The sequence below is a fragment of the Enterobacter sp. EC_50 genome, from assembly GCF_019584525.1.
Taxonomy (GTDB): Bacteria; Pseudomonadota; Gammaproteobacteria; order Enterobacterales; family Enterobacteriaceae; genus Enterobacter; species Enterobacter roggenkampii.
In genome coordinates this window covers 57,962-77,643 of sequence record NZ_VDAF01000001.1, presented here as the reverse complement: position 1 = coordinate 77,643, position 19,682 = coordinate 57,962, and the positions used below count along the sequence as shown (strand labels likewise).

The 19,682-nt window shown below is 52.4% G+C and carries 17 protein-coding genes and 3 pseudogenes; 13 read left to right on the top strand and 7 right to left on the bottom strand.

All coding sequences use genetic code 11. The features are described 5' to 3' along the window. Positions 1–3: 3 nt before the first annotated feature. Together FHC48_RS00385 and FHC48_RS00380 are read right to left on the bottom strand one after the other, a co-directional pair. Positions 4–1,458: a Cu(+)/Ag(+) sensor histidine kinase gene (locus FHC48_RS00385; protein WP_059363655.1), complete on the bottom strand. Its 1,455-nt coding sequence runs from the start codon at positions 1,456–1,458 to the stop codon at positions 4–6. Beyond that, entirely contained in the window at positions 1,448–2,131 is a 684-nt protein-coding gene (locus FHC48_RS00380; protein ID WP_008503517.1) for a copper/silver response regulator transcription factor, read from the bottom strand. Before FHC48_RS00380 ends, FHC48_RS00385 begins: the two co-directional genes overlap by 11 nt. A 162-nt stretch (positions 2,132–2,293) precedes the next feature. Between FHC48_RS00380 and FHC48_RS00375 the strand changes: the two genes are divergently transcribed. From FHC48_RS00375 to yjjJ, 7 genes and pseudogenes are all read left to right on the top strand, one after another. Then, positions 2,294–3,679 (top strand): efflux transporter outer membrane subunit, encoded by a 1,386-nt coding sequence (locus FHC48_RS00375; protein ID WP_059363657.1) that lies wholly within the window; start codon positions 2,294–2,296, stop codon positions 3,677–3,679. 28 nt (positions 3,680–3,707) lie between these two features. Then, a complete protein-coding gene (gene cusF / locus FHC48_RS00370; RefSeq protein ID WP_039266412.1) occupies positions 3,708–4,046 on the top strand; it encodes a cation efflux system protein CusF in 339 nt (112 codons plus the stop codon). An 11-nt stretch (positions 4,047–4,057) separates the two neighbouring features. Continuing rightward, positions 4,058–5,305, top strand: a complete 1,248-nt coding sequence (locus FHC48_RS00365; RefSeq protein WP_059363659.1) for an efflux RND transporter periplasmic adaptor subunit — start codon at positions 4,058–4,060, stop codon at positions 5,303–5,305. Positions 5,306–5,315: 10 nt separating this feature from the next. Continuing rightward, positions 5,316–6,845: pseudogene (silA, locus tag FHC48_RS00360) on the top strand (Cu(+)/Ag(+) efflux RND transporter permease subunit SilA); the annotation flags it as partial. A gap of 53 nt (positions 6,846–6,898) precedes the next feature. Further along, positions 6,899–8,011: an IS4-like element IS421 family transposase gene (locus FHC48_RS00355; RefSeq protein ID WP_001300563.1), complete on the top strand. Its 1,113-nt coding sequence runs from the start codon at positions 6,899–6,901 to the stop codon at positions 8,009–8,011. A 165-nt stretch (positions 8,012–8,176) separates the two neighbouring features. Continuing rightward, a pseudogene (locus tag FHC48_RS00350) lies at positions 8,177–9,841 on the top strand (CusA/CzcA family heavy metal efflux RND transporter); the annotation flags it as partial. Between the two features lie 44 nt (positions 9,842–9,885). Next, positions 9,886–11,190, top strand: coding sequence for a type II toxin-antitoxin system HipA family toxin YjjJ (yjjJ, locus tag FHC48_RS00345; protein ID WP_059363664.1), 1,305 nt, complete (start codon positions 9,886–9,888; stop codon positions 11,188–11,190). Positions 11,191–11,218: 28 nt separating this feature from the next. On the opposite strand, the gene FHC48_RS00340 is transcribed toward yjjJ, so the two are convergent. The 3 genes from FHC48_RS00340 to FHC48_RS00330 form a co-directional block, all read right to left on the bottom strand. Continuing rightward, on the bottom strand, positions 11,219–11,806 hold the full coding sequence (locus tag FHC48_RS00340; protein WP_021240134.1) for a hypothetical protein: 588 nt from the start codon (positions 11,804–11,806) through the stop codon (positions 11,219–11,221). Positions 11,807–11,910: 104 nt separating this feature from the next. Then, complete coding sequence (locus tag FHC48_RS00335; RefSeq protein WP_032651774.1) at positions 11,911–12,819, bottom strand: LysR family transcriptional regulator; 909 nt, start codon at positions 12,817–12,819, stop codon at positions 11,911–11,913. 195 nt (positions 12,820–13,014) lie between these two features. Then, positions 13,015–14,052, bottom strand: coding sequence for an aldo/keto reductase (locus FHC48_RS00330; RefSeq protein WP_059363666.1), 1,038 nt, complete (start codon positions 14,050–14,052; stop codon positions 13,015–13,017). A 414-nt stretch (positions 14,053–14,466) separates the two neighbouring features. Here FHC48_RS00330 and FHC48_RS23405 point away from each other — a divergent pair, with 414 nt between their 5' ends. From FHC48_RS23405 to FHC48_RS00320, 3 genes and pseudogenes are all read left to right on the top strand, one after another. Beyond that, a complete protein-coding gene (locus FHC48_RS23405) occupies positions 14,467–14,751 on the top strand; it encodes a chlorhexidine efflux transporter (protein WP_259281104.1) in 285 nt (94 codons plus the stop codon). After that, a pseudogene (locus tag FHC48_RS23400) lies at positions 14,730–14,909 on the top strand (chlorhexidine efflux transporter); the annotation flags it as partial. The gene FHC48_RS23405 and the pseudogene FHC48_RS23400, both read left to right, overlap by 22 nt. A gap of 94 nt (positions 14,910–15,003) precedes the next feature. Continuing rightward, positions 15,004–15,390 carry a VOC family protein gene (locus FHC48_RS00320; protein WP_021242482.1) on the top strand — a complete coding sequence of 129 codons (387 nt, stop codon included), beginning with the start codon at positions 15,004–15,006 and terminating at the stop codon, positions 15,388–15,390. 17 nt (positions 15,391–15,407) lie between these two features. Here FHC48_RS00320 and FHC48_RS00315 read toward each other — a convergent pair whose 3' ends face one another. Further along, a complete protein-coding gene (locus tag FHC48_RS00315) occupies positions 15,408–16,181 on the bottom strand; it encodes a DeoR/GlpR family DNA-binding transcription regulator (protein WP_059364033.1) in 774 nt (257 codons plus the stop codon). Positions 16,182–16,267: 86 nt separating this feature from the next. On the opposite strand from FHC48_RS00315, the gene FHC48_RS00310 reads away from it, so the two are divergent. Together FHC48_RS00310 and FHC48_RS00305 are read left to right on the top strand one after the other, a co-directional pair. Continuing rightward, on the top strand, positions 16,268–16,852 hold the full coding sequence (locus FHC48_RS00310; RefSeq protein WP_059364032.1) for an NUDIX domain-containing protein: 585 nt from the start codon (positions 16,268–16,270) through the stop codon (positions 16,850–16,852). A 286-nt stretch (positions 16,853–17,138) separates the two neighbouring features. Beyond that, entirely contained in the window at positions 17,139–17,831 is a 693-nt protein-coding gene (locus FHC48_RS00305; protein WP_008503218.1) for a LuxR family transcriptional regulator, read from the top strand. Between the two features lie 14 nt (positions 17,832–17,845). Here FHC48_RS00305 and FHC48_RS00300 read toward each other — a convergent pair whose 3' ends face one another. Continuing rightward, positions 17,846–18,484, bottom strand: a complete 639-nt coding sequence (locus FHC48_RS00300; RefSeq protein WP_032674790.1) for an acyl-homoserine-lactone synthase — start codon at positions 18,482–18,484, stop codon at positions 17,846–17,848. Positions 18,485–18,923: 439 nt separating this feature from the next. On the opposite strand from FHC48_RS00300, the gene tam reads away from it, so the two are divergent. Then, entirely contained in the window at positions 18,924–19,682 is a 759-nt protein-coding gene (gene tam, locus FHC48_RS00295) for a trans-aconitate 2-methyltransferase (protein WP_059364031.1), read from the top strand.

The following is a 19,682-nucleotide window of genomic DNA, read 5'->3' as shown; positions in this document are numbered from 1 at the left end:
CGCTCAGAGTACTTTCCCCTGCACCGTGAGGATGAAGCGCGTCGACACCGCATCCGATTCCACGCGGACTTTTCCGTGGTGCGCGGTGACGATGGACTTCACGATGGCAAGCCCAATCCCGCTGCCTTCGCCCTTACGCTGCCTGGACGGATCGACGCGATAAAAACGGTCAAACAGCTTTGGCAGATGCGCCTGCGGGATCGGCGTGCCGGGGTTTTCTGTCACCAGCTCAACGTCGTTATCCCTTTTTCTGATGGAGACCGTTACCGCTTTCCCTTCCGGCGTATAGCGCAGGGCGTTGGAGAGCAGATTATTGATTGCTCTTCTGAACATCTGCGGATCGCCTTCTATCAGGCAGGGCATCCCGTTAAATTTCAGCGAGACGTGGCGTTCTTCCGCCCAGGCTTCGAAGAAATCGAAGACTTTCATCACCTCGGCGCTTAAATCAAACATCACCCGATCCGGGATGAGCTGATTATTATCCGCCTGCGCCAGGAACAGCATGTCGCTGACCATGCGGGTCATCCGGTTGTACTCTTCGAGGCTGGAGTAGAGGACATCTTCCAGCTCTTTCTGGGAGCGGTTCTGACTCAACGCAATTTCCGTTTGCGTCACCAGGTTGGTGATGGGCGTCCTGATTTCATGCGCGATGTCGGCGGAAAAATTCGCCTGCCGGGTAAAGACATCTTCAATTTTCCCAATCATATGGTTGAAGGAGATCACCAGCTGTTCCAGCTCAACGGGCACGCGGGACGGCTCCAGTCGCGCATCCAGATTTTCGGAGGTGATATTTTTAATGGCGGTGCTGACGTTACGCAGGGGCAAGTGTCCCTGGCGCACCGCGATACGAATCACCAGCACAATCAGCAGGCTGATCGCCGCGGCAATGGCAAAAAGATTCTTCTTCAGCGCCTCAAGGTAGTGGAGATGAAAATTAATCGAGAGCCCGATCAGCATGACGTAGTCCTGGATTTTGCCCTGCAGCGTTGCCCTGCCTGAGGAGGCGATAATCCGGTACGTTTCCATTTTCATGTCGGACCCGGCATGCATAGGGTTGACCGGGTCTTCTACCGTCCAGAGAAACACATCCTGTGCCTGACGGTGTTCGCTAAAGTTCGCTGTGTTCATCGCCGGGCGCAATGCCGCGCCTTGCGCCGAGCTGAACAGGGTATTGCCCTGCGGATCCAGAAGCAGGATGGCCACGTTGCGGTAGCTGGCGACCGACTCTTTGAGCTTGCTGATTTTCTTTTGGTCGGGATCGGCCGGAGACTGGAGGATGCGGTGCATTGCGCTGCTAATCTGCTGTAAGTCGCTGATATCCTGCTCGGCAAAGTGCTTCTCAACGGAGTGCAGCATAAACCAGGTAAAGGCGAAGAAGGCCAGTATGGTGGAGAGGCTGATAAAAAAGGTCAGCCGCAGCGCAAGCGAGAACGGGCGTCGGAGGGGCTTAACGGGCATCCGGCACCTCCAGCATATAGCCTACGCCGCGTACCGTCTGGATCAGCTTGGGTTCAAAATCGTTATCGATCTTTGCGCGCAGGCGCTTTACCGCCACATCTATTGCGTTCGTGTCGCTGTCAAAGTTCATATCCCACACCTGGGAGGCAATCAGGGAGCGGGGCAGCACCTCGCCCTGATGACGCATGAAAAATTCAAGCAGGCTGAACTCCTTGCTGGTTAACAGGATGCGATTGCCCGCCCGGCTGACCTTCCTCGACACAAGGTCAACCGTCAGGTCAGCCGCCTGAAGCTGGCTTTCCGCGATCACCGTATTTCCGCGTCTTAGCAGCGTCCTGACCCGGGCGAGCAGCTCCGCAAAGGCGAAAGGCTTAATCAGATAATCATCCGCGCCCAGCTCAAGCCCTTTAACCCGGTGCTCTATCGTCCCGAGGGCCGTGAGTAACAGGATGGGCATTCCTTTTCCGGCAGAGCGAAGCATGCGGACAATATCCCAGCCGTTCACGTCGGGCAGCATGATATCCAGAATCAGCAGGTCATATTCCGCGGTCATGGCGAGGTGGTACCCGGTCAGGCCATTATCCGCATGGTCCACGACAAATCCCGCTTCCGTCAGCCCTTTGCTGAGGTATTCCCCGGTTTTCATTTCGTCTTCAACGATCAGTATTTTCATCTTGCTCCCCAGACTGGCTGCTGATGACATTCTAGTGAGCCCGCGATCGTTAACAATGACTTACGCCATAAATGACAACATTGTCATTATCCTGTCACCGGTCAAACAGGATGCGTTCAGTAGAGTAGCCCTAAAAATCCTCTGGACTTGATTTGAACCGCTATGTTCCTGTTAAAACGACTCAGCATCACTACGGTATTTATCCTGGCAGGCTGCGTCTCGCTGGCGCCTGAATACCCGCGCCCGGCATCACCGATACCCCGGCAGTTTTCGCTCTCGCGCAACGACCTGACGCCCGCAGCGGCCGGGTATCAGGACACCGGCTGGCGCAACTTCTTCGTCGACCCTCAGATAGCTGGATTGATTACAGAAGCCCTGAAAAACAACCGCGATATAAAAATGGCCGCCCTGAAAATTGAAGAGGCCCGGGCGCAGTTCAACGTGACGGAGGCGGATCGTTATCCGCAGATGAATGGATCCGCGGGTATCACGTACAGCGGCGGGCTAAAAAGTGACAAACCGACCTCACGGCAGTACGACGCCGGTCTTGCGCTTAGCTACGAACTCGACTTTTTCGGCAAGATGAAGAACCTGAGCGAGGCCGACCGACAAAACTATTTCGCCAGCGAAGAGGCCCGTCGCGCGGTGCATATTCTGCTTGTCTCTAACGTGTCGCAGAGCTATTTCAACCAGCAGCTGGCGTATAAACAGCTGCGCATCGCGCGGGAAACGCTGAAAAATTACCGGCAGTCTTATGCGTTCGTTGAGCACCAGCTGGCGACGGGGAGCACCAACGTGCTGGCGCTGGAACAGGCCCGGGGACAGATCGAAAGCACGCAGGCAGAGATTGCCAAACGAGAGGGGGAGCTGGCGCAGGCCAACAATGCTCTGCAGCTGCTCCTCGGCACCTATCGCGGATTGCCGGGCGACAGCGGAATGAACGCCCGCGATATTGCGCCGGTAAAACTCCCGCCCCATCTTTCTTCAGCGATACTGCTGCAGCGCCCGGATATTATGGAGGCGGAGCATCAGCTTAAAGCGGCCGATGCCAATATCGGCGCCGCGCGTGCCGCCTTTTTCCCGTCAATTTCCCTGACCAGCGGGCTTTCAACAGGCAGTACGGAATTATCCAGCCTGTTTACCGCGGGCAGTGGGATGTGGAATTTCATCCCCAAAATTGAACTTCCGATTTTTAATGCGGGCAGGAATAAGGCCAACCTGAAGCTGGCTGAAATTCGTCAGCAGCAGTCGGTTGTGAATTACGAACAAAAAATACAGGCTGCCTTCAGGCAGGTTGCCGACGCGCTCGCGCTGCGGGACAGCCTCAACCAGCAGCTTGCTGCGCAAGAACGGTATCTTGATTCGCTAAATATTACCCTGCAGCGGGCCAGAGGATTATATACCAGCGGTGCGGTGAGCTATATCGAAGTATTAGACGCGGAACGGTCGCTGTTTTCCACGCAGCAAAATATTCTCGACCTTATTTATGCCCGGCAGGTTAATGAAATTAACCTCTTCACCGCGCTGGGCGGCGGTTGGGCCGAATAACCTCATTTAATTAAAAAGGATATTAAACATGCGCAATTCACTTAACGCCGTCGTATTTGGTGCAATCATTATGTTTTCTGCCGGTCTTCAGGCTGAGGTTCATCAGCACGCGGAGATGAGCGCTGCCAGCGAAGGTGCCTCAGAGCAGGTCATCACCGGGACCGGCATTGTGAAGGATATTGATATCACGAATAAAAAAGTGACGATTTCTCACGAAGCCATCCCGGAAATTGGCTGGCCCGCGATGACCATGCGTTTTACTTTTATGCAGGCCGACGCGAGTATTACTGCCTTAAAAGTCGGCAGTCACGTGAATTTCTCGTTTGTTCAGCAGGGCAATCTCTCTTTACTCAAGAGCATTAAATAGCGAGAAACGGCATGGCCTCATTAAAAATAAAATATGCTGCCGTGATAGTCGGCAGCCTTATTGCAGGAGGGCTGATATCGGTGACGGCCTGGCAGGCTCTTCATTCATCTGAAAAAACAGAAAATAGCGTCTCTGAAAGAACGGTGCTTTTCTGGTATGACCCGATGAAGCCTGACGTGAAATTCGACAAGCCCGGTAAATCACCGTTTATGGATATGGATCTGGTGCCGAAATATGCCGATGAGAATGATAAAAACAGTGACGGTATCCGTATCGATCCGACCCAGGTTCAGAACCTGGGATTAAAAACGCAAAAAGTGACGCGCGGAAAGCTGAATTATGCCCAGACGATCCCGGCCAACGTCAGCTATAACGACTATCAGTTTGTCATTGTGCAGGCGCGTGCGGAAGGGTTCGTTGAGAAAGTGTACCCGCTGACGATTGGCGATAAGGTGATAAAAGGCACGCCGCTGGTTGATATCACCATTCCGGACTGGGTCGAAGCGCAGAGCGAGTTCCTCCTGCTCTCCGGTACCGGCGGAACGCCCACGCAGATAAAAGGCGTTCTGGAGCGTCTGCGCCTGGCGGGTATGCCGGATGACGATATTCAGCGGCTGCGTGCGACCCGTACTATCCAGACCCGGTTTACCATCAAGGCGCCCATTGACGGGGTGATCACGGCCTTTGACCTGCGCACCGGGATGAATATTTCCAAAGAAAAGGTGGTGGCGCAGATTCAGGGGATGGATCCGGTCTGGATCGGCGCGGCGGTCCCTGAATCCATTGCTTATCTGCTCAAAGATACCTCGCAGTTTACTGTTTCGGTACCGGCTTATCCGGATAAATTCTTCCCGGTTGAAAAATGGCGTCTTCTGCCGAGCGTGGATCAAACCACCCGTACGCTGCAGGTGCGCCTGCAGGTCTCCAACAAGGATGAACTGCTGAAACCGGGCATGAATGCCTACCTGAAGCTGAATACCCAAAGTCAGGAAATGTTGCTCATTCCGTCTCAGGCCGTTATCGATACCGGGAAAGAACAGCGCGTTATTACCGTTGATGCGAACGGGAAGTTTGTACCGAAAAGGATCCACGTTCTGCATGAATCACAGCAGCAGTCCGGCATTGGTACCGGACTGGAGGAGGGGGAGTCGGTGGTGGTCAGCGGTCTGTTTCTGATTGACTCGGAGGCCAATATTACCGGCGCGCTGGAGCGCATGCGCCACGCTGAAGCCGCTGACGACGCGCATTCAGGCCATTAAGGAGACGATGATGATTGAATGGATTATCCGGCGTTCGGTTGCCAACCGTTTCCTGGTGATGATGGGCGCGCTGTTTCTCAGCGTCTGGGGGACATGGACCATCATCAACACCCCGGTCGATGCCTTGCCCGATCTGTCTGACGTTCAGGTGATTATCAAAACAAGCTATCCCGGCCAGGCCCCGCAGATTGTTGAAAACCAGGTGACCTATCCGCTCACCACCACCATGCTGTCGGTTCCTGGCGCGAAGACCGTGCGCGGTTTTTCACAGTTTGGTGATTCGTATGTGTACGTTATTTTTGAAGACGGGACCGATCTGTACTGGGCCCGCTCGCGCGTGTTGGAGTACCTGAATCAGGTTCAGGGCAAACTCCCCGCCGGGGTGAGTTCCGAAATCGGCCCGGACGCCACGGGCGTAGGCTGGATATTTGAGTATGCGCTGGTGGACCGCAGCGGAAAACACGATCTCGCCGAGCTGCGATCATTGCAGGACTGGTTCCTGAAATTTGAGCTGAAAACAATCCCGAACGTGGCCGAGGTGGCCTCCGTCGGCGGCGTGGTGAAGCAGTATCAGATTCAGGTTGACCCGTTAAAGCTGGCGCAGTTCGGCGTCAGCCTGCCGGAAGTTAAGCAGTCCCTTGAATCGTCTAATCAGGAAGCGGGGGGATCGTCCGTAGAAATCGCGGAAGCGGAATATATGGTGCGGGCCAGCGGCTATCTGCAGACCATCGATGATTTCAATCACATCGTCCTGAAAACCGGTGAGAACGGTGTGCCGATTTACCTGCGTGATGTTGCCCGCGTACAAACGGGGCCGGAAATGCGCCGCGGTATTGCCGAGCTGAACGGGCAGGGTGAAGTGGCGGGCGGCGTGGTGATCCTGCGTTCGGGTAAAAACGCGCGCGAGGTCATTACGGCGGTAAAAGACAAGCTGGAGACGCTGAAGGCCAGCCTGCCGGAAGGCGTTGAGATTGTGACCACCTACGATCGCAGCCAGCTCATCGACCGGGCCATTGATAACCTGAGCAGCAAACTTCTCGAAGAGTTTATCGTGGTGGCCATCGTCTGTGCGCTGTTCCTCTGGCACATTCGCTCGGCGCTGGTGGCGATTATCTCTCTGCCGCTTGGCCTGTGTATTGCCTTTATCGTCATGCATTTCCAGGGGCTGAACGCCAATATTATGTCGCTGGGAGGCATTGCCATCGCCGTCGGCGCGATGGTGGATGCCGCCATCGTGATGATTGAGAACGCGCATAAGCGGCTGGAAGAGTGGGATCACCAGCACCCCGGAGAGCAGATTGATAACGCCACCCGCTGGAAGGTGATTACCAACGCCTCTGTAGAGGTTGGACCGGCGCTGTTTATCAGCTTGCTGATCATCACTTTATCCTTCATTCCCATCTTTACCCTTGAGGGGCAGGAAGGGCGGCTGTTTGGTCCGCTGGCCTTCACCAAAACGTACGCCATGGCAGGGGCGGCCGCGCTGGCCATCATCGTGATCCCCATTCTGATGGGATTCTGGATCCGGGGTAAAATCCCATAAGCGCTAACTTAAGGGTTGTGGTATTACGCCTGATATGATTTAACGTGCCGATGAATTACTCTCACGATAACTGGTCAGCAATTCTGGCCCATATTGGTAAGCCCGAAGAACTGGATACTTCGGCACGTAATGCCGGGGCTCTAACCCGCCGCCGCGAAATTCGTGATGCTGCAACTCTGCTACGTCTGGGGCTGGCTTACGGCCCCGGGGGGATGTCATTACGTGAAGTCACTGCATGGGCTCAGCTCCATGACGTTGCAACATTATCTGACGTGGCTCTCCTGAAGCGGCTGCGGAATGCCGCCGACTGGTTTGGCATACTTGCCGCACAAACACTTGCTGTACGCGCCGCAGTTACGGGTTGTACAAGCGGAAAGAGATTGCGTCTTGTCGATGGAACAGCAATCAGTGCGCCCGGGGGCGGCAGCGCTGAATGGCGACTACATATGGGATATGATCCTCATACCTGTCAGTTCACTGATTTTGAGCTAACCGACAGCAGAGACGCTGAACGGCTGGACCGATTTGCGCAAACGGCAGACGAGATACGCATTGCTGACCGGGGATTCGGTTCGCGTCCCGAATGTATCCGCTCACTTGCTTTTGGAGAAGCTGATTATATCGTCCGGGTTCACTGGCGAGGATTGCGCTGGTTAACTGCAGAAGGAATGCGCTTTGACATGATGGGTTTTCTGCGCGGGCTGGATTGCGGTAAGAACGGTGAAACCACTGTAATGATAGGCAATTCAGGTAATAAAAAAGCCGGAGCTCCCTTTCCGGCACGTCTCATTGCCGTATCACTTCCTCCCGAAAAAGCATTAATCAGTAAAACCCGACTGCTCAGCGAGAATCGTCGAAAAGGACGAGTAGTTCAGGCGGAAACGCTGGAAGCAGCGGGCCATGTGCTATTGCTAACATCATTACCGGAAGATGAATATTCAGCAGAGCAAGTGGCTGATTGTTACCGTCTGCGATGGCAAATTGAACTGGCTTTTAAGCGGCTCAAAAGTTTGCTGCACCTGGATGCTTTGCGTGCAAAGGAACCTGAACTCGCGAAAGCGTGGATATTTGCTAATCTACTCGCCGCATTTTTAATTGACGACATAATCCAGCCATCGCTGGATTTCCCCCCCAGAAGTGCCGGATCCGAAAAGAAGAACTAACTCGTTGTGGAGAATAACAAAAATGGTCATCTGGGGCTTACAGGTGGCCATTCGTGGGACAGTATCCCTGACAGCCTACAAAACGCAATTGAAGAACGCGAGGCATCGTCTTAACGAGGCACCGAGGCGTCGCATTCTTCAGATGGTTCAACCCTTAAGTTAGCGCTTATGGGTAAAATCCCCGCCGAGACCCGTAACCCGCTGAACAGGCTGCTGATTAACGCCTATCATCCGCTGCTAATTCGGGTGCTCAACTGGCCCAAAACAACCCTGATGGTTGCGGCCTTATCCATCTTCACGGTGATCTGGCCCCTGAGCCAGGTAGGCGGCGAGTTCCTGCCGAAGATTAATGAGGGCGATCTGCTGTATATGCCCTCTACTTTGCCCGGCGTCTCTCCGGCAGAAGCGGCGGCATTGTTACAGACCACGGACAAGTTAATAAAAACCGTCCCTGAAGTGGCATCTGTCTTCGGCAAGACCGGCAAAGCCGAAACGGCAACGGATTCCGCGCCGCTCGAAATGGTGGAAACCACCATTCAGCTTAAGCCTGAGGATCGGTGGCGACCCGGGATGACGATTGACAAGATCGTTGAGGAGCTTGATAAGACCGTTCGTTTGCCTGGCCTTGCGAATCTCTGGGTTCCGCCCATTCGCAACCGCATTGATATGCTGTCGACCGGGATTAAAAGCCCGATTGGCATCAAGGTGTCTGGTACCGTTCTGGCTGATATCGACGCTACGGCGCAGAGCATTGAAGCGGTAGCCAAAACGGTGCCGGGCGTGGTGTCTGCCCTGGCAGAACGTCTGGAAGGCGGGCGCTACATTGATGTCGATATCAACCGGGAGAAAGCCTCCCGCTATGGAATGACGGTGGGCGACGTGCAGCTGTTCGTCTCCTCGGCCATCGGCGGTGCGACGGTGGGTGAAACGGTGGAAGGCGTGGCCCGCTATCCGATTAATATTCGTTATCCTCAGGACTACCGGAATAGCCCGAGCGCGTTGAAGCAGATGCCGATCCTGACGCCTATGAAACAGCAGATTACGCTGGGTGATGTGGCAGATATCAACGTTGTTTCAGGCCCCACGATGCTGAAAACGGAGAATGCCCGGCCTGCGAGCTGGATTTATATCGATGCCCGCGGCAGGGATATGGTGTCGGTGGTGAACGACATTAAGACGGCCATCAGCCAGAACGTGAAGCTCAGACCGGGTACCAGCGTGTCATTCTCCGGGCAGTTTGAACTGCTTGAGCACGCCAACAAGAAACTGAAGCTGATGGTGCCGATGACGCTGATGATCATTTTCGTTCTGCTCTATCTGGCGTTCCGTCGCGTGGATGAGGCCCTGTTGATCCTGATGAGCCTGCCGTTCGCGCTGGTCGGCGGGATATGGTTCCTGTACTGGCAGGGCTTCCATATGTCCGTGGCAACCGGCACCGGGTTTATCGCCCTGGCCGGGGTGGCAGCAGAGTTTGGAGTGGTCATGCTGATGTATTTGCGTCATGCCGTTGAAGCACATCCGGCGCTGTCCCGGCGCGAAACGTTCACTGAACAGGGGCTTGATGACGCCCTTTATCAGGGCGCCGTGCTGCGCGTGCGGCCAAAGGCGATGACCGTCGCGGTGATTATTGCCGGTCTGCTGCCCACTCTCTGGGGAACCGGGGCAGGCTCAGAAGTCATGAGCCGGATAGCGGCGCCCATGATCGGCGGGATGATCACGGCACCGCTGCTGTCACTGTTTATTATTCCTGCGGCGTATAAGTTAATTTGGTTGCGCAGGCATAAACCAGAGACAGCCGTTGGTGAAGATGACAGGGGAGTCAATACCTGATAAATTAGCTATTCAATAACCTATTCATAAAGCTATTCAAAACCATGATTAATCGATCCGAAACACTACGACAATTGCTGAGACAAGGCCCGGTATCGGTAAGGCAACTGACTGATATTATGGGTATTAGTCAGCCTACCGTTTCACGATCGATTAAAGCGCTTGGCGATGAGGTGGTTCGCATTGGCTCCGGTCCATCTATTCACTATGTGCTGCGGGATACACATCGAGGATTCAGTTCGGCTCCTGTCTACCGCATCACGGAAGAGGGTCAGGTTAAATCGCTGGGTAAACTCATTCCGGTTTATCCAGACGGTTTTGTAATGGCGCAAACGGACAATGTGTGCCTCCATAGCGATGGGTTGCCGTGGTGGTTGTTTGACATGCGGCCTCAGGGATACCTTGGCCGCGCGTACGCCTCGCGATTTTCATCCGAGCTGGGCCTGCCGCCAAATCCAGATAACTGGAGTGATACTGACGTTATCAGGGCTTTGCTCGCTCATGGGCACGATGCGGTGGGGAACCTGTTAATCGGAGAACAGGCGAGGAATCATTTTGTAGAGATGCCGTCGCCTGTTGCGGTGGACCGCGCAACCGCATACCCGTCGCTGGCGCAGGCCGTGAGCGCGGGCGAATTACCGGGCTCCTCTGCTGGGGGTGAACAGCCGAAGTTCTGTACTTATACAGAACGTGGCCACGTCATTGTGAAATTCACGGCACCGGACGATAACCCTGTAAGCGAACGCTGGCGAGACCTTTTGCTAGCAGAACATCTTGCGTTAAGCGTGCTTGGCGTCGAAACCGAGGTGTTTGATTTTGGCGGACAGCGCTTCCTTGAGATCCCGCGGTTCGACCGTACGGGACCCCTTGGTCGTAAGGGACTCTTTTCTTTACGTGCGCTCGAGGCGGAGTTTGTCGGCAGGGCAAGAGAATCGTGGCCGGTACTGGCGAATGAGCTGGCAAAGCAGGGCTGTGTTCACCAGGATGCGGTCGCCAGCACGTCAAGGCTTTGGGCGTTTGGTATGCTGATCGGCAATACCGACATGCACCACGGTAATCTGTCGTTTATCAGTTCCCATGGACGGCCTTACGATCTTGCTCCTGCCTATGACATGCTGCCCATGGGATTTGCCCCGAAATCAGGAGGCGCACTGGTGAATACGCTGCGTCCGGCTACGCTTATTGACGCGATCGCGGGAGAAACCTGGCATGAAGCACTGGCGCTGGCCGAGCGCTTTTATACGCTGGCCAGCAGTTGCGGCCGCTTTTCTGCCAATTTTGCACCATGTCTTGCCGCATTGCGCAGCCATCTGGACGAGGCGAGGTCAAGGATATCGCGTCTGGGATAATGGGGCGGGATGTTTACGAGGGGCAGGCTTAGCGTGGCATATGTGCATCGCGAGTCTGTCTGATCAGCTTGCGCCAGGCGCGATTATGCAGAGTAAATAGCAGCATCTTATAAAAGGCTGTGGAGAGGATAGCGCTACCACTAAGCAATAACATGACGATACTCACCAGTGCCGCAGTCAGACTGACGCCCGGAAAAGGGCTACCGATCAGCGCGGCCAGCAGATAGGCTGCCGTTAATACCAGGCTTATCACCGCCAGCGCAAGATGTATCCGTACGGCGCGCATGCTGCCTTTGCCAATCATGAACATCGTGACGCCGTTGATGCCAGCGAAAAGCAGGGCGACCAGCACAACCCACACGAATACGCGTTCAGCTGGCTGGCTGAGTGCGGCGAGTACGCCATAGCCCAACCACAGCTGCGGAATGGCGAAACTGACAATCACCCCGAGCGTACTGATCGCTGCCGGAATACCCATGGTATGTAGTCCCACAGGCTTACCCATCTGTTCGGACAATTGCGTCTTAAACTGCTGCAGCTGTGTCGGGGAGGCATTGCTCATGCTGTTGGCCAGCGCGTTACAGTGTTTCAGGCGAAGGGATAAAATTTTAATCATTTGATTATACGGCTTTTAAAAGAGTGAAGGCCCTGATTGATTTTATGATATCCGCTACGGGGCGATAAAGACGACATTGCATCGTCCCGCATGGAAGCGCTATTTCACAAACCCAGCGGCCTGGCCTCCTGTATGAACTCAATCAGAAGGCGAAGCCCGGTCGGCAGTTGCCGGCGGCTTGAATAATAGATATAAAAACCTTCCTCCAGCGGGGACCATTCCGTAAGCACCAGGCGGAGCCGTCCATCCTTCACATAGGGTGCAACAAGAGGCTCCGGAAAATACATCAGGCCGGCTCCGCCTAAGACGGCCACAAGGCCCGTTTCAGCCTGATTGACCGTCACAGAGCCTGGCACAGTGATTTGGTACGTTTCGCCGTCTCGCTCAAGTTCCCAGCGATAAATCCGATCGTCGCCGAGACGATTGCTTATACAGCGATGGTGTAATAAATCATCAGGATGTTCAGGCGTTCCGTAACGTTCCAGGTAGTCTGGGGATGCGGCGATAACCCAGCGAATATCGGCAGATAAACGCCGGGCAACCATGTCTTCCGGGACGGTGCCACCATAGCGGATACCGGCATCGAAGCCCGCATCAGTGACGTCAACCATACGGTTGCTGGCCACAATATCGATTTCAATATCGGGATAGCGATCCATAAACGCGGGCATAACTGGCGCAAGCAAAAGATTGGCCGCTTCAACGGCAGCATTGATGCGGATACGTCCGCCAGGGGTATTACGATACTTGTTAAGCGATTCAAGCGCGCCTTCTATTATGTCGAAAGGCTGAAGGACAGACTGAACCAGTTCTTCACCTGCTGCCGTAGGGGTGACGCTCTTGGTCGTGCGATTAAGCAGGCGAACCCCGAGCCGGGTTTCCAGCCCCTTCAGGGCATGACTAAGCGCTGATGCACTGACACCTAATTCAATGGCAGCACGGCTGAAACTGCGATGACGTGCAATAGCCATGAAATAAATGAGATCGGCAACATCAGCTCTGCTTATTTGCATACAGAATCCTTTTCCTTGTGCCTTAACGCCCGACTGCGTTGATACGGAAATGATATACACCATAGACCGATTAGCGCTAATCCGTTGCTGAATTTTTTTCACAAGTCCATCCACTCATCGCCTCTCACTGAAAACGGTGTGCTTCGTTATTCTTGAAAAGAATGAGACCCGGCAACGCCGGGCCAGGGAAGGGTGTTAACGGTTCTGTATTGCTGAAGGCGGCGTGAGTGAAGGGGGCGTATCAGGAAGCGGGGGAATGATCCCGTCGACGGGGTGCGGCAGATAGAGTGCCTCGAGTTCCGTGATTTCAGCATCGCTAAGTGAAAAGTCCAGTGCGCTGATAGCCGTGGAAAGATGTTCTGGTTTGGTCGCGCCAATGATCGGGGCTGCGATGACCGTTTTTGATAGCAACCAGGCAAGTGCAACATGGGCTCTTGGCACATGGTGCTTTTCAGCAATGCTGGCAACAACATCAATAACGGGCTTATCCAGAAGGGCTGCGTTCTCATACATTTTTAACGCAAAGGCATCGTTTTGCGTTCGTCGGGACGTGACACTCCAGTCGCGCGTGAGCCTGCCGCGTGCCATCGGACTCCAGGGGATCACTCCAACGCCCTGGTCTTCACACAGGGGCAACATCTCGCGCTCTTCTTCCCGGTAAAGCAGGTTGTATTGCGGTTGCATCGTGATAAATCGAGTCCAGCCGTTACGCTCTGCAGTATGCTGCATTTTTGCAAAGCGCCAGGCTTCCATAGATGATGCGCCGATGTAACGTACTTTTCCTGATTTAACGAGGTCATGCAGAGCCTCCATGGTCTCTTCAACAGGCGTGGAGTGGTCAAAGCGGTGAATCTGAAAGAGATCCACATAATCCATACCTAAGCGCATCAGGCTATCGTCAATAGACTGAAAAATGGCCTTGCGGGAAAGAAACCCGGTATTGGGTGAGTTGCGCCACGGAAAGAAGGTCTTTGTCGCCACAACGATCTCGTCGCGTCTGGCCATTTCTTTCAGCGCTTTTCCTGTGATCTCTTCAGAACTTCCGCCCGAGTAGATATTCGCGGTATCAAAAAAATTAATGCCCGCTTCAAGCGCCTGACGGATGAGCGGTCGTGACGCTTTTTCATCCAGGGACCAGGGTTGAGGCAGGCGTTCAGGTTCACCATAGCTCATACAACCGAGGCAAAGACGGGAGACTTGCAAACCGCTACGACCCAGATTCACATACTTCATTCTGTGTTCCTTCTTTTATTGCCAGCAATTCTGTATGTGACAGGGTATTGCACTGACATGAAGGGAACCAGCATGCGCCCTCGAATGGTGTTTTGAGTTTTTTTCACAAATCGTCGTTATCGACAGTGAAAGACGAGAAGCGAGAGGGTGGTCAGAATTAATAACAGATTGATGTATCGGCTCGTGATTGGCTATCAGATGTCATTTAACATAATATACATTATGCGCACTAACGTAAGTGGAGGCAAAATCTGCATTTCTGCGGTCATGATTGACCTGGTCCATTGAATCATGTGAAGCCACCTTTTCAAGCATGATTTGTGTCGAGGCCCCGCACGACCCAACGTCTACGTTTACACATGGTTGAAAGACGTTTGATATACTTCAGCCTTTGCCCACTGCTGCCGTAAACTTATGGAAATTGAATTAGATAAAAGCTTTAGAGAAAGGATTTTCCACGCGGTCATTTTTGAAGTCACGGCCAACATTATCATCGCGCTGTCGCTTGCCTGGCTGATGAACGTGTCGGTACTCCAGTCTGGCTCGCTGTCCGTGATATCCGCGCTTACCGCCACGGCCTGGAATTTTGTGTTTAACAAATTCTTTGACGCTCTTCAGAAAATTACCAGTTTGAAAGAACGTTCCTCGTCCGCGCGCTCCATGCGGCCTGTTTCGAAGCCGGACTTATCATCACGTTAATTCCTGTGGCCATGGTGATGCTGCATTTAACGATGACGGAGGCATTTTTTGTTGAGATTGGTTTGGTACTGTTTTTCCTGCCGTACACGATGCTGTTTAACTGGGTTTACGATTACCTGCGCTGGACATTTGTTGGACGGAAACGGTCTGCTATGTAACGAGATATCTGTCACATAGACGCACCTGTGCTCATATTCGACTCCTGCCACCTTCTATACTCTTCATTTCTCTATCGCTTTCAAGGAGTCGATAATGTTTGATCATGTGAAATTTGGCGTCAGCGATTATGAAAAAAGTAAAACCTTCTTCCTCGAGGCGCTTCGTCCGCTTGGTGTTGAACTCGTCGATGAAGGCGCGCCGGATTATGGTGTTGAGATGAGCTCTGGCGACGTTTCGCTTTGCCTTTTCCAGACAAATGACAAACCAGCGCCTCTGCATCTGGCGTTTGTGGCCAAGACCCGTCAGCAGGTAGATGATTTTTACCATGCCGCGCTGGGCGCTGGCGGACGTGATAACGGTGAGCCGGGGCTACGTTCCTATGGTGAAAATTACTATGCCGCTTTTGTCATCTCGCCTGATGGTCATAACATCGAAGCCGTATGCCATGCGCCGGAAAGTCATTTAGAAGCTAAATCCTGACAGCCAGTCGCTGGCTGTCAGAGGCTGTCACGATCTGAGGCCAGCACGACGGATACCCCCTTTTCCGATACCGCGCGGATCCACTCCTTATCTGTACCGTCTTCAACGATGATGGTATTCACTGATGATACATCGCCAATCACAAACGACGACGCGGTGTTGATCTTTTCCGGAGACGCCAGAACGACCGTTTCCGCGGCTCTGCCGGAAAATGCACGTTTGATGCATGCCTCTTCGAAATCGCCGGTTGTCAGCCCCGCATCCGGATGAATACCGGTCACGCCCATAAAGAACAGATCTGCATGAATATTCTCTATGCCTTCGATGGCCGCCGCGCCGACCGCAACAATCGAGTGTTTATACAACCGTCCGCCGATCAAAATCACCTCAATGGCAGGATGATCAACAAGCCCCAGAGCAATACTCGGGCTGTGCGTCACCACGGTGATGCGCAAGTCAGGCGGGAAAAAGGTAATCAGCTCCGAGGTTGTCGTGCCACCGTCGATAATCACCACCTGGCCTGATGAAATCAGCTGTGCCCCTTTCCGGGCCACCCTTTTTTTTGCATCCATCTTCATGGATTGCCGTTCGGCAAACGAAGCAATTGCGGAAGATGACGGTAGTGCGCCGCCGTGAACACGCTGCAAACGCCCTTCTGCCGCCAGCTCGCGGAGATCGCGCCGGATAGTGTCTTCAGAGACGTCGAAAAGAATGCTGAGCGCTTTTGACTGGACCTGACCTTCGGCACCCAGCTTTTCAAGGATCAATTGTTTTCGCTGACGAGTGAGCATCCTGTTTTCCTGATGTTGCATGTTTTGCCTTGAAAGTGCATGATATTGCTGTTTATGAGTATTACTCTACGTAAGGAGGAACAATCGTGCAATCAAAACGTGCAGATGTGCGCATCATTAACAGTGAAACCCTGTCAGATAACTGGTACATCCTTAAAAAATACACCTTCGACCTGCAGCGCCGTGATGGCGAATGGCAGCGGCAACAGCGGGAAGTCTATGACCGTGGCAACGGCGCGACGATTCTTCTCTACAACCGTGAGAAAAAGACGGTCATCCTGACGCGCCAGTTCCGCTTCCCTGTTTTTATTAACGGCCATGAGGACGATTTAATTGAAGCGGCGGCGGGATTGCTGGACAACATGGATCCTGAAAGCCGCATCAAAGCAGAAGCGGAAGAAGAGACCGGATTCCACGTTACGCGCGTAGAGAAAATCTTTGAAGCCTATATGAGCCCGGGCTCTGTCACGGAAAAACTCTATTTTTATCTTGCCGAGTATCAGCCGAAAGACAGAACCGGCGCCGGCGGCGGGATCAAGGCTGAGGGAGAAGATATCGACGTGCTGGAAGTGACGCTTGAAGAGGCATTACGCCGCATTGAAACCGGCAGGATTGTCGACGGTAAAACCATCATGCTGCTTTATCATATTGCCCTGAAAGGCATTCTGTAACCCACTGGTTTAAATCCTGATTTCAATTTGTATGAACCTGGGGGAAAAGCGTAAAACCTCCTAAATTTTGCAGCCTACTATATTTAGTGAACGATTTCGAAATTCGATAAAAACATCAACAATTCCCTAAGTCATCTGCATTTACCATTCAAAAATCCCAAACGTTCACGAGGCTGCCAGTTGAGGCAGCCTGTCTTATCTGTTGACTGGATTAAAATGCGACTCGCTACAGATAACGAAGCATATTATACTTGCTCCTCCACTCGTACAGGAGGCAGCAACTCACGTGAAGGATACATATTACAACGACTTAACGATCAATACGCAAATTCAGAGTGAGCTGGACGCGTTTTTTGAGGACTTCAAAGGGATCGTCTTCGCCTACGCCATTATGAACAAGAAAGATCCCTCACAGATGAGGATAATCAATAACAGTCCAGAGTGGTTTACTATCTACCTTGAAAAAAAATATCAGTTCATTGACCCTGTTATCATTCGGGCTTTGCGCTGTGTGGAAGATTTTTTCTGGGAAAGTGATGTTGTCCTGTCAGATGGTTATAACCTGACGCGTATTTTCGACGAAAGTGTCCAGTATGATATTTATCAGGGACAGACGTTTCCTCTGCATGACTATTTGAATAATCTTGTTGTCTTATCCGTCATCAGTCCTAAGCATTCTGGGATTGACATTGAAAAATATCGGCCGCATTTTCTACGTTTCCTTGTTCAGTTACACCAGAAGACACTCAATCTGTATAGTCAGCATCAGCAGAAAAAGAATGTTTTCCTGTCGCCACGTGAGCGCCAAATCCTTAAATGGGTCAGCGCCGGAAAAACGTACGCAGAAATTTCTGTTATATTGTCTATTGCTGAGCGCACCGTTAAATTCCATATGGGCAACATCATGAAAAAGCTCGGCGTGAATAATGCAAGGCACGCAATAAAACTTGGAACGGAACTCCGGTTACTGGAGGACTGAGCCTCAGCCACTGGTTATAAATGGCGTAAGTGCTCGAGCATTTCGCGAAGCCAGTGACTGGATTTGTCTTTGCTAATAATGTCTTCAATAATGCTGGTGCTGGCGGGCATATAAATATAGTAAATAACCTCGCCTTTTTCAGAAACACCGCGCTGAATAACTTCAACTTTCCAGTTCGCATGGCGAAATATGGCATACATTCCACGACTGGCTACAGCATACATTCCATGATATTTGTTCTTCATGCAATAAATATTCATTGCAAGAAACAATGCTTTACTGGCGGGCACGCCATGCAGACTTGCGGAATCTCGTATTTCTTTATCTAAAAATAAACGGCTCACTTCACAACAAGGAACATCTGCGGGAAAAATAATGGGGTTGTCGAAATAATTATGAAAAATTTCGCTTATCATTGTGGGCTGCGTTGCGTTAATAAATCGTGCGCCGCATAACAGTTGTCCATCATACATACCCAGTAAATATGTCGTGTTATGGGAATCAAATTGATCCTTCTCCATACCTTCGACGCATTCCACTTTCCAGTCGAGTCGGTCCCGAAACGTTTTTCTCCGGAGTCGGTAAAGTTCGCGCGCTAATGCTGGGGGTAAATCATCGTAGTCGTGTAAAAAAAATTCAATGACAGAATTCATGCTCTTGTTCCTGATAATAACACCTGAAACTATTATCACCTGTCTTTTAGGACAGCTTTCATTGTGCTGCATATTCCCTATACTTAAAAAGTACCTGACCACGAAGTTCTCGCAAAACTAAGCGGCCAAGAGGTCAAAGATCTACGAAACACCAGGGATATACCCATCGATGATTATCTAATATTTAAAGTTTCGGGTACAGAGCATAAGAAGCACTTTGCCGATAAAATATTAAAAAACAATAATCATAAAATAATTACAATAAATGTATTGCCCCTTAATCTTTTAAGGGGTAATATTTCCTTTTTATTATTTTTTTGCACCTCTCTTCATTTTCAGACTCTGCTGGCTTCATCTGGTCAAACACCCTCGCCAATACCGCTTTGCAGGCATCTGCCTGTGCTATTCTTGCAGAAACATGCAAAACGGAGAATTGATAATGGCCGACTGGAACCCTTCTCTTTACATGCAATTTGGCGCAGAAAGAACGCGTCCGGCCGCAGAACTGCTCGCCAGAGTTCCTCTGGATGAGGCCGCTACCATCGCGGATTTGGGCTGCGGACCGGGAAACAGCACCGCGCTGTTGAAGCATCGCTGGCCTTCTGCTCACATCACCGGGGTCGATAACTCCCCTGCCATGCTTGAGGAAGCACGCGCCGCCTTACCCGATTGCCATTTTGTTGAGGCCGATATTCGTCAGTACACGCCCGGCCAGCCGCTGAGCCTGATTTATGCCAACGCGTCGCTGCAATGGATTCCGGACCATTACGATCTCCTGCCGCATCTAGTCTCCCTGCTTAAGCTAAATGGCGTGCTGGCGATCCAGATGCCTGATAACTGGCTTGAACCCACCCATGTGGCGATGCGTGAAGTGGCGCTGGAGCAAGACTACCCAGATCGTGGCCGCGAACCGCTGCCGGGCGTACACGCTTATTACGATATTCTGTCTGAAGCTGGCTGTGACGTGGATATCTGGCGGACAACCTATTATCACAAAATGAGCTCTCATCAGGCGATTATTGACTGGGTAAGCGCCACCGGCCTTCGCCCCTGGCTTCAGGAACTGAACGAGAGCGAGCAGAAACGGTTCCTGAAACGCTACCATGAACTGTTGGAAGAGCAGTATCCGCTCCAGGAAAACGGGCAGATACTGCTGGCTTTTCCAAGGTTGTTTATCGTGGCTCAACGCCAGCCCTGA

Coding starts and splice junctions, on each gene's coding strand:
- FHC48_RS00385 (WP_059363655.1), bottom strand. CDS start 1,458: ATGCCCGTTAAGCCCCTCCGACGCCCGTTCTCGCTTGCGCTGCGGCTG.
- FHC48_RS00380 (WP_008503517.1), bottom strand. CDS start 2,131: ATGAAAATACTGATCGTTGAAGACGAAATGAAAACCGGGGAATACCTC.
- FHC48_RS00375 (WP_059363657.1), top strand. CDS start 2,294: ATGTTCCTGTTAAAACGACTCAGCATCACTACGGTATTTATCCTGGCA.
- cusF (WP_039266412.1), top strand. CDS start 3,708: ATGCGCAATTCACTTAACGCCGTCGTATTTGGTGCAATCATTATGTTT.
- FHC48_RS00365 (WP_059363659.1), top strand. CDS start 4,058: ATGGCCTCATTAAAAATAAAATATGCTGCCGTGATAGTCGGCAGCCTT.
- FHC48_RS00355 (WP_001300563.1), top strand. CDS start 6,899: ATGAATTACTCTCACGATAACTGGTCAGCAATTCTGGCCCATATTGGT.
- yjjJ (WP_059363664.1), top strand. CDS start 9,886: ATGATTAATCGATCCGAAACACTACGACAATTGCTGAGACAAGGCCCG.
- FHC48_RS00340 (WP_021240134.1), bottom strand. CDS start 11,806: ATGATTAAAATTTTATCCCTTCGCCTGAAACACTGTAACGCGCTGGCC.
- FHC48_RS00335 (WP_032651774.1), bottom strand. CDS start 12,819: ATGCAAATAAGCAGAGCTGATGTTGCCGATCTCATTTATTTCATGGCT.
- FHC48_RS00330 (WP_059363666.1), bottom strand. CDS start 14,052: ATGAAGTATGTGAATCTGGGTCGTAGCGGTTTGCAAGTCTCCCGTCTT.
- FHC48_RS23405 (WP_259281104.1), top strand. CDS start 14,467: ATGGAAATTGAATTAGATAAAAGCTTTAGAGAAAGGATTTTCCACGCG.
- FHC48_RS00320 (WP_021242482.1), top strand. CDS start 15,004: ATGTTTGATCATGTGAAATTTGGCGTCAGCGATTATGAAAAAAGTAAA.
- FHC48_RS00315 (WP_059364033.1), bottom strand. CDS start 16,181: ATGCTCACTCGTCAGCGAAAACAATTGATCCTTGAAAAGCTGGGTGCC.
- FHC48_RS00300 (WP_032674790.1), bottom strand. CDS start 18,484: ATGAATTCTGTCATTGAATTTTTTTTACACGACTACGATGATTTACCC.
- tam (WP_059364031.1), top strand. CDS start 18,924: ATGGCCGACTGGAACCCTTCTCTTTACATGCAATTTGGCGCAGAAAGA.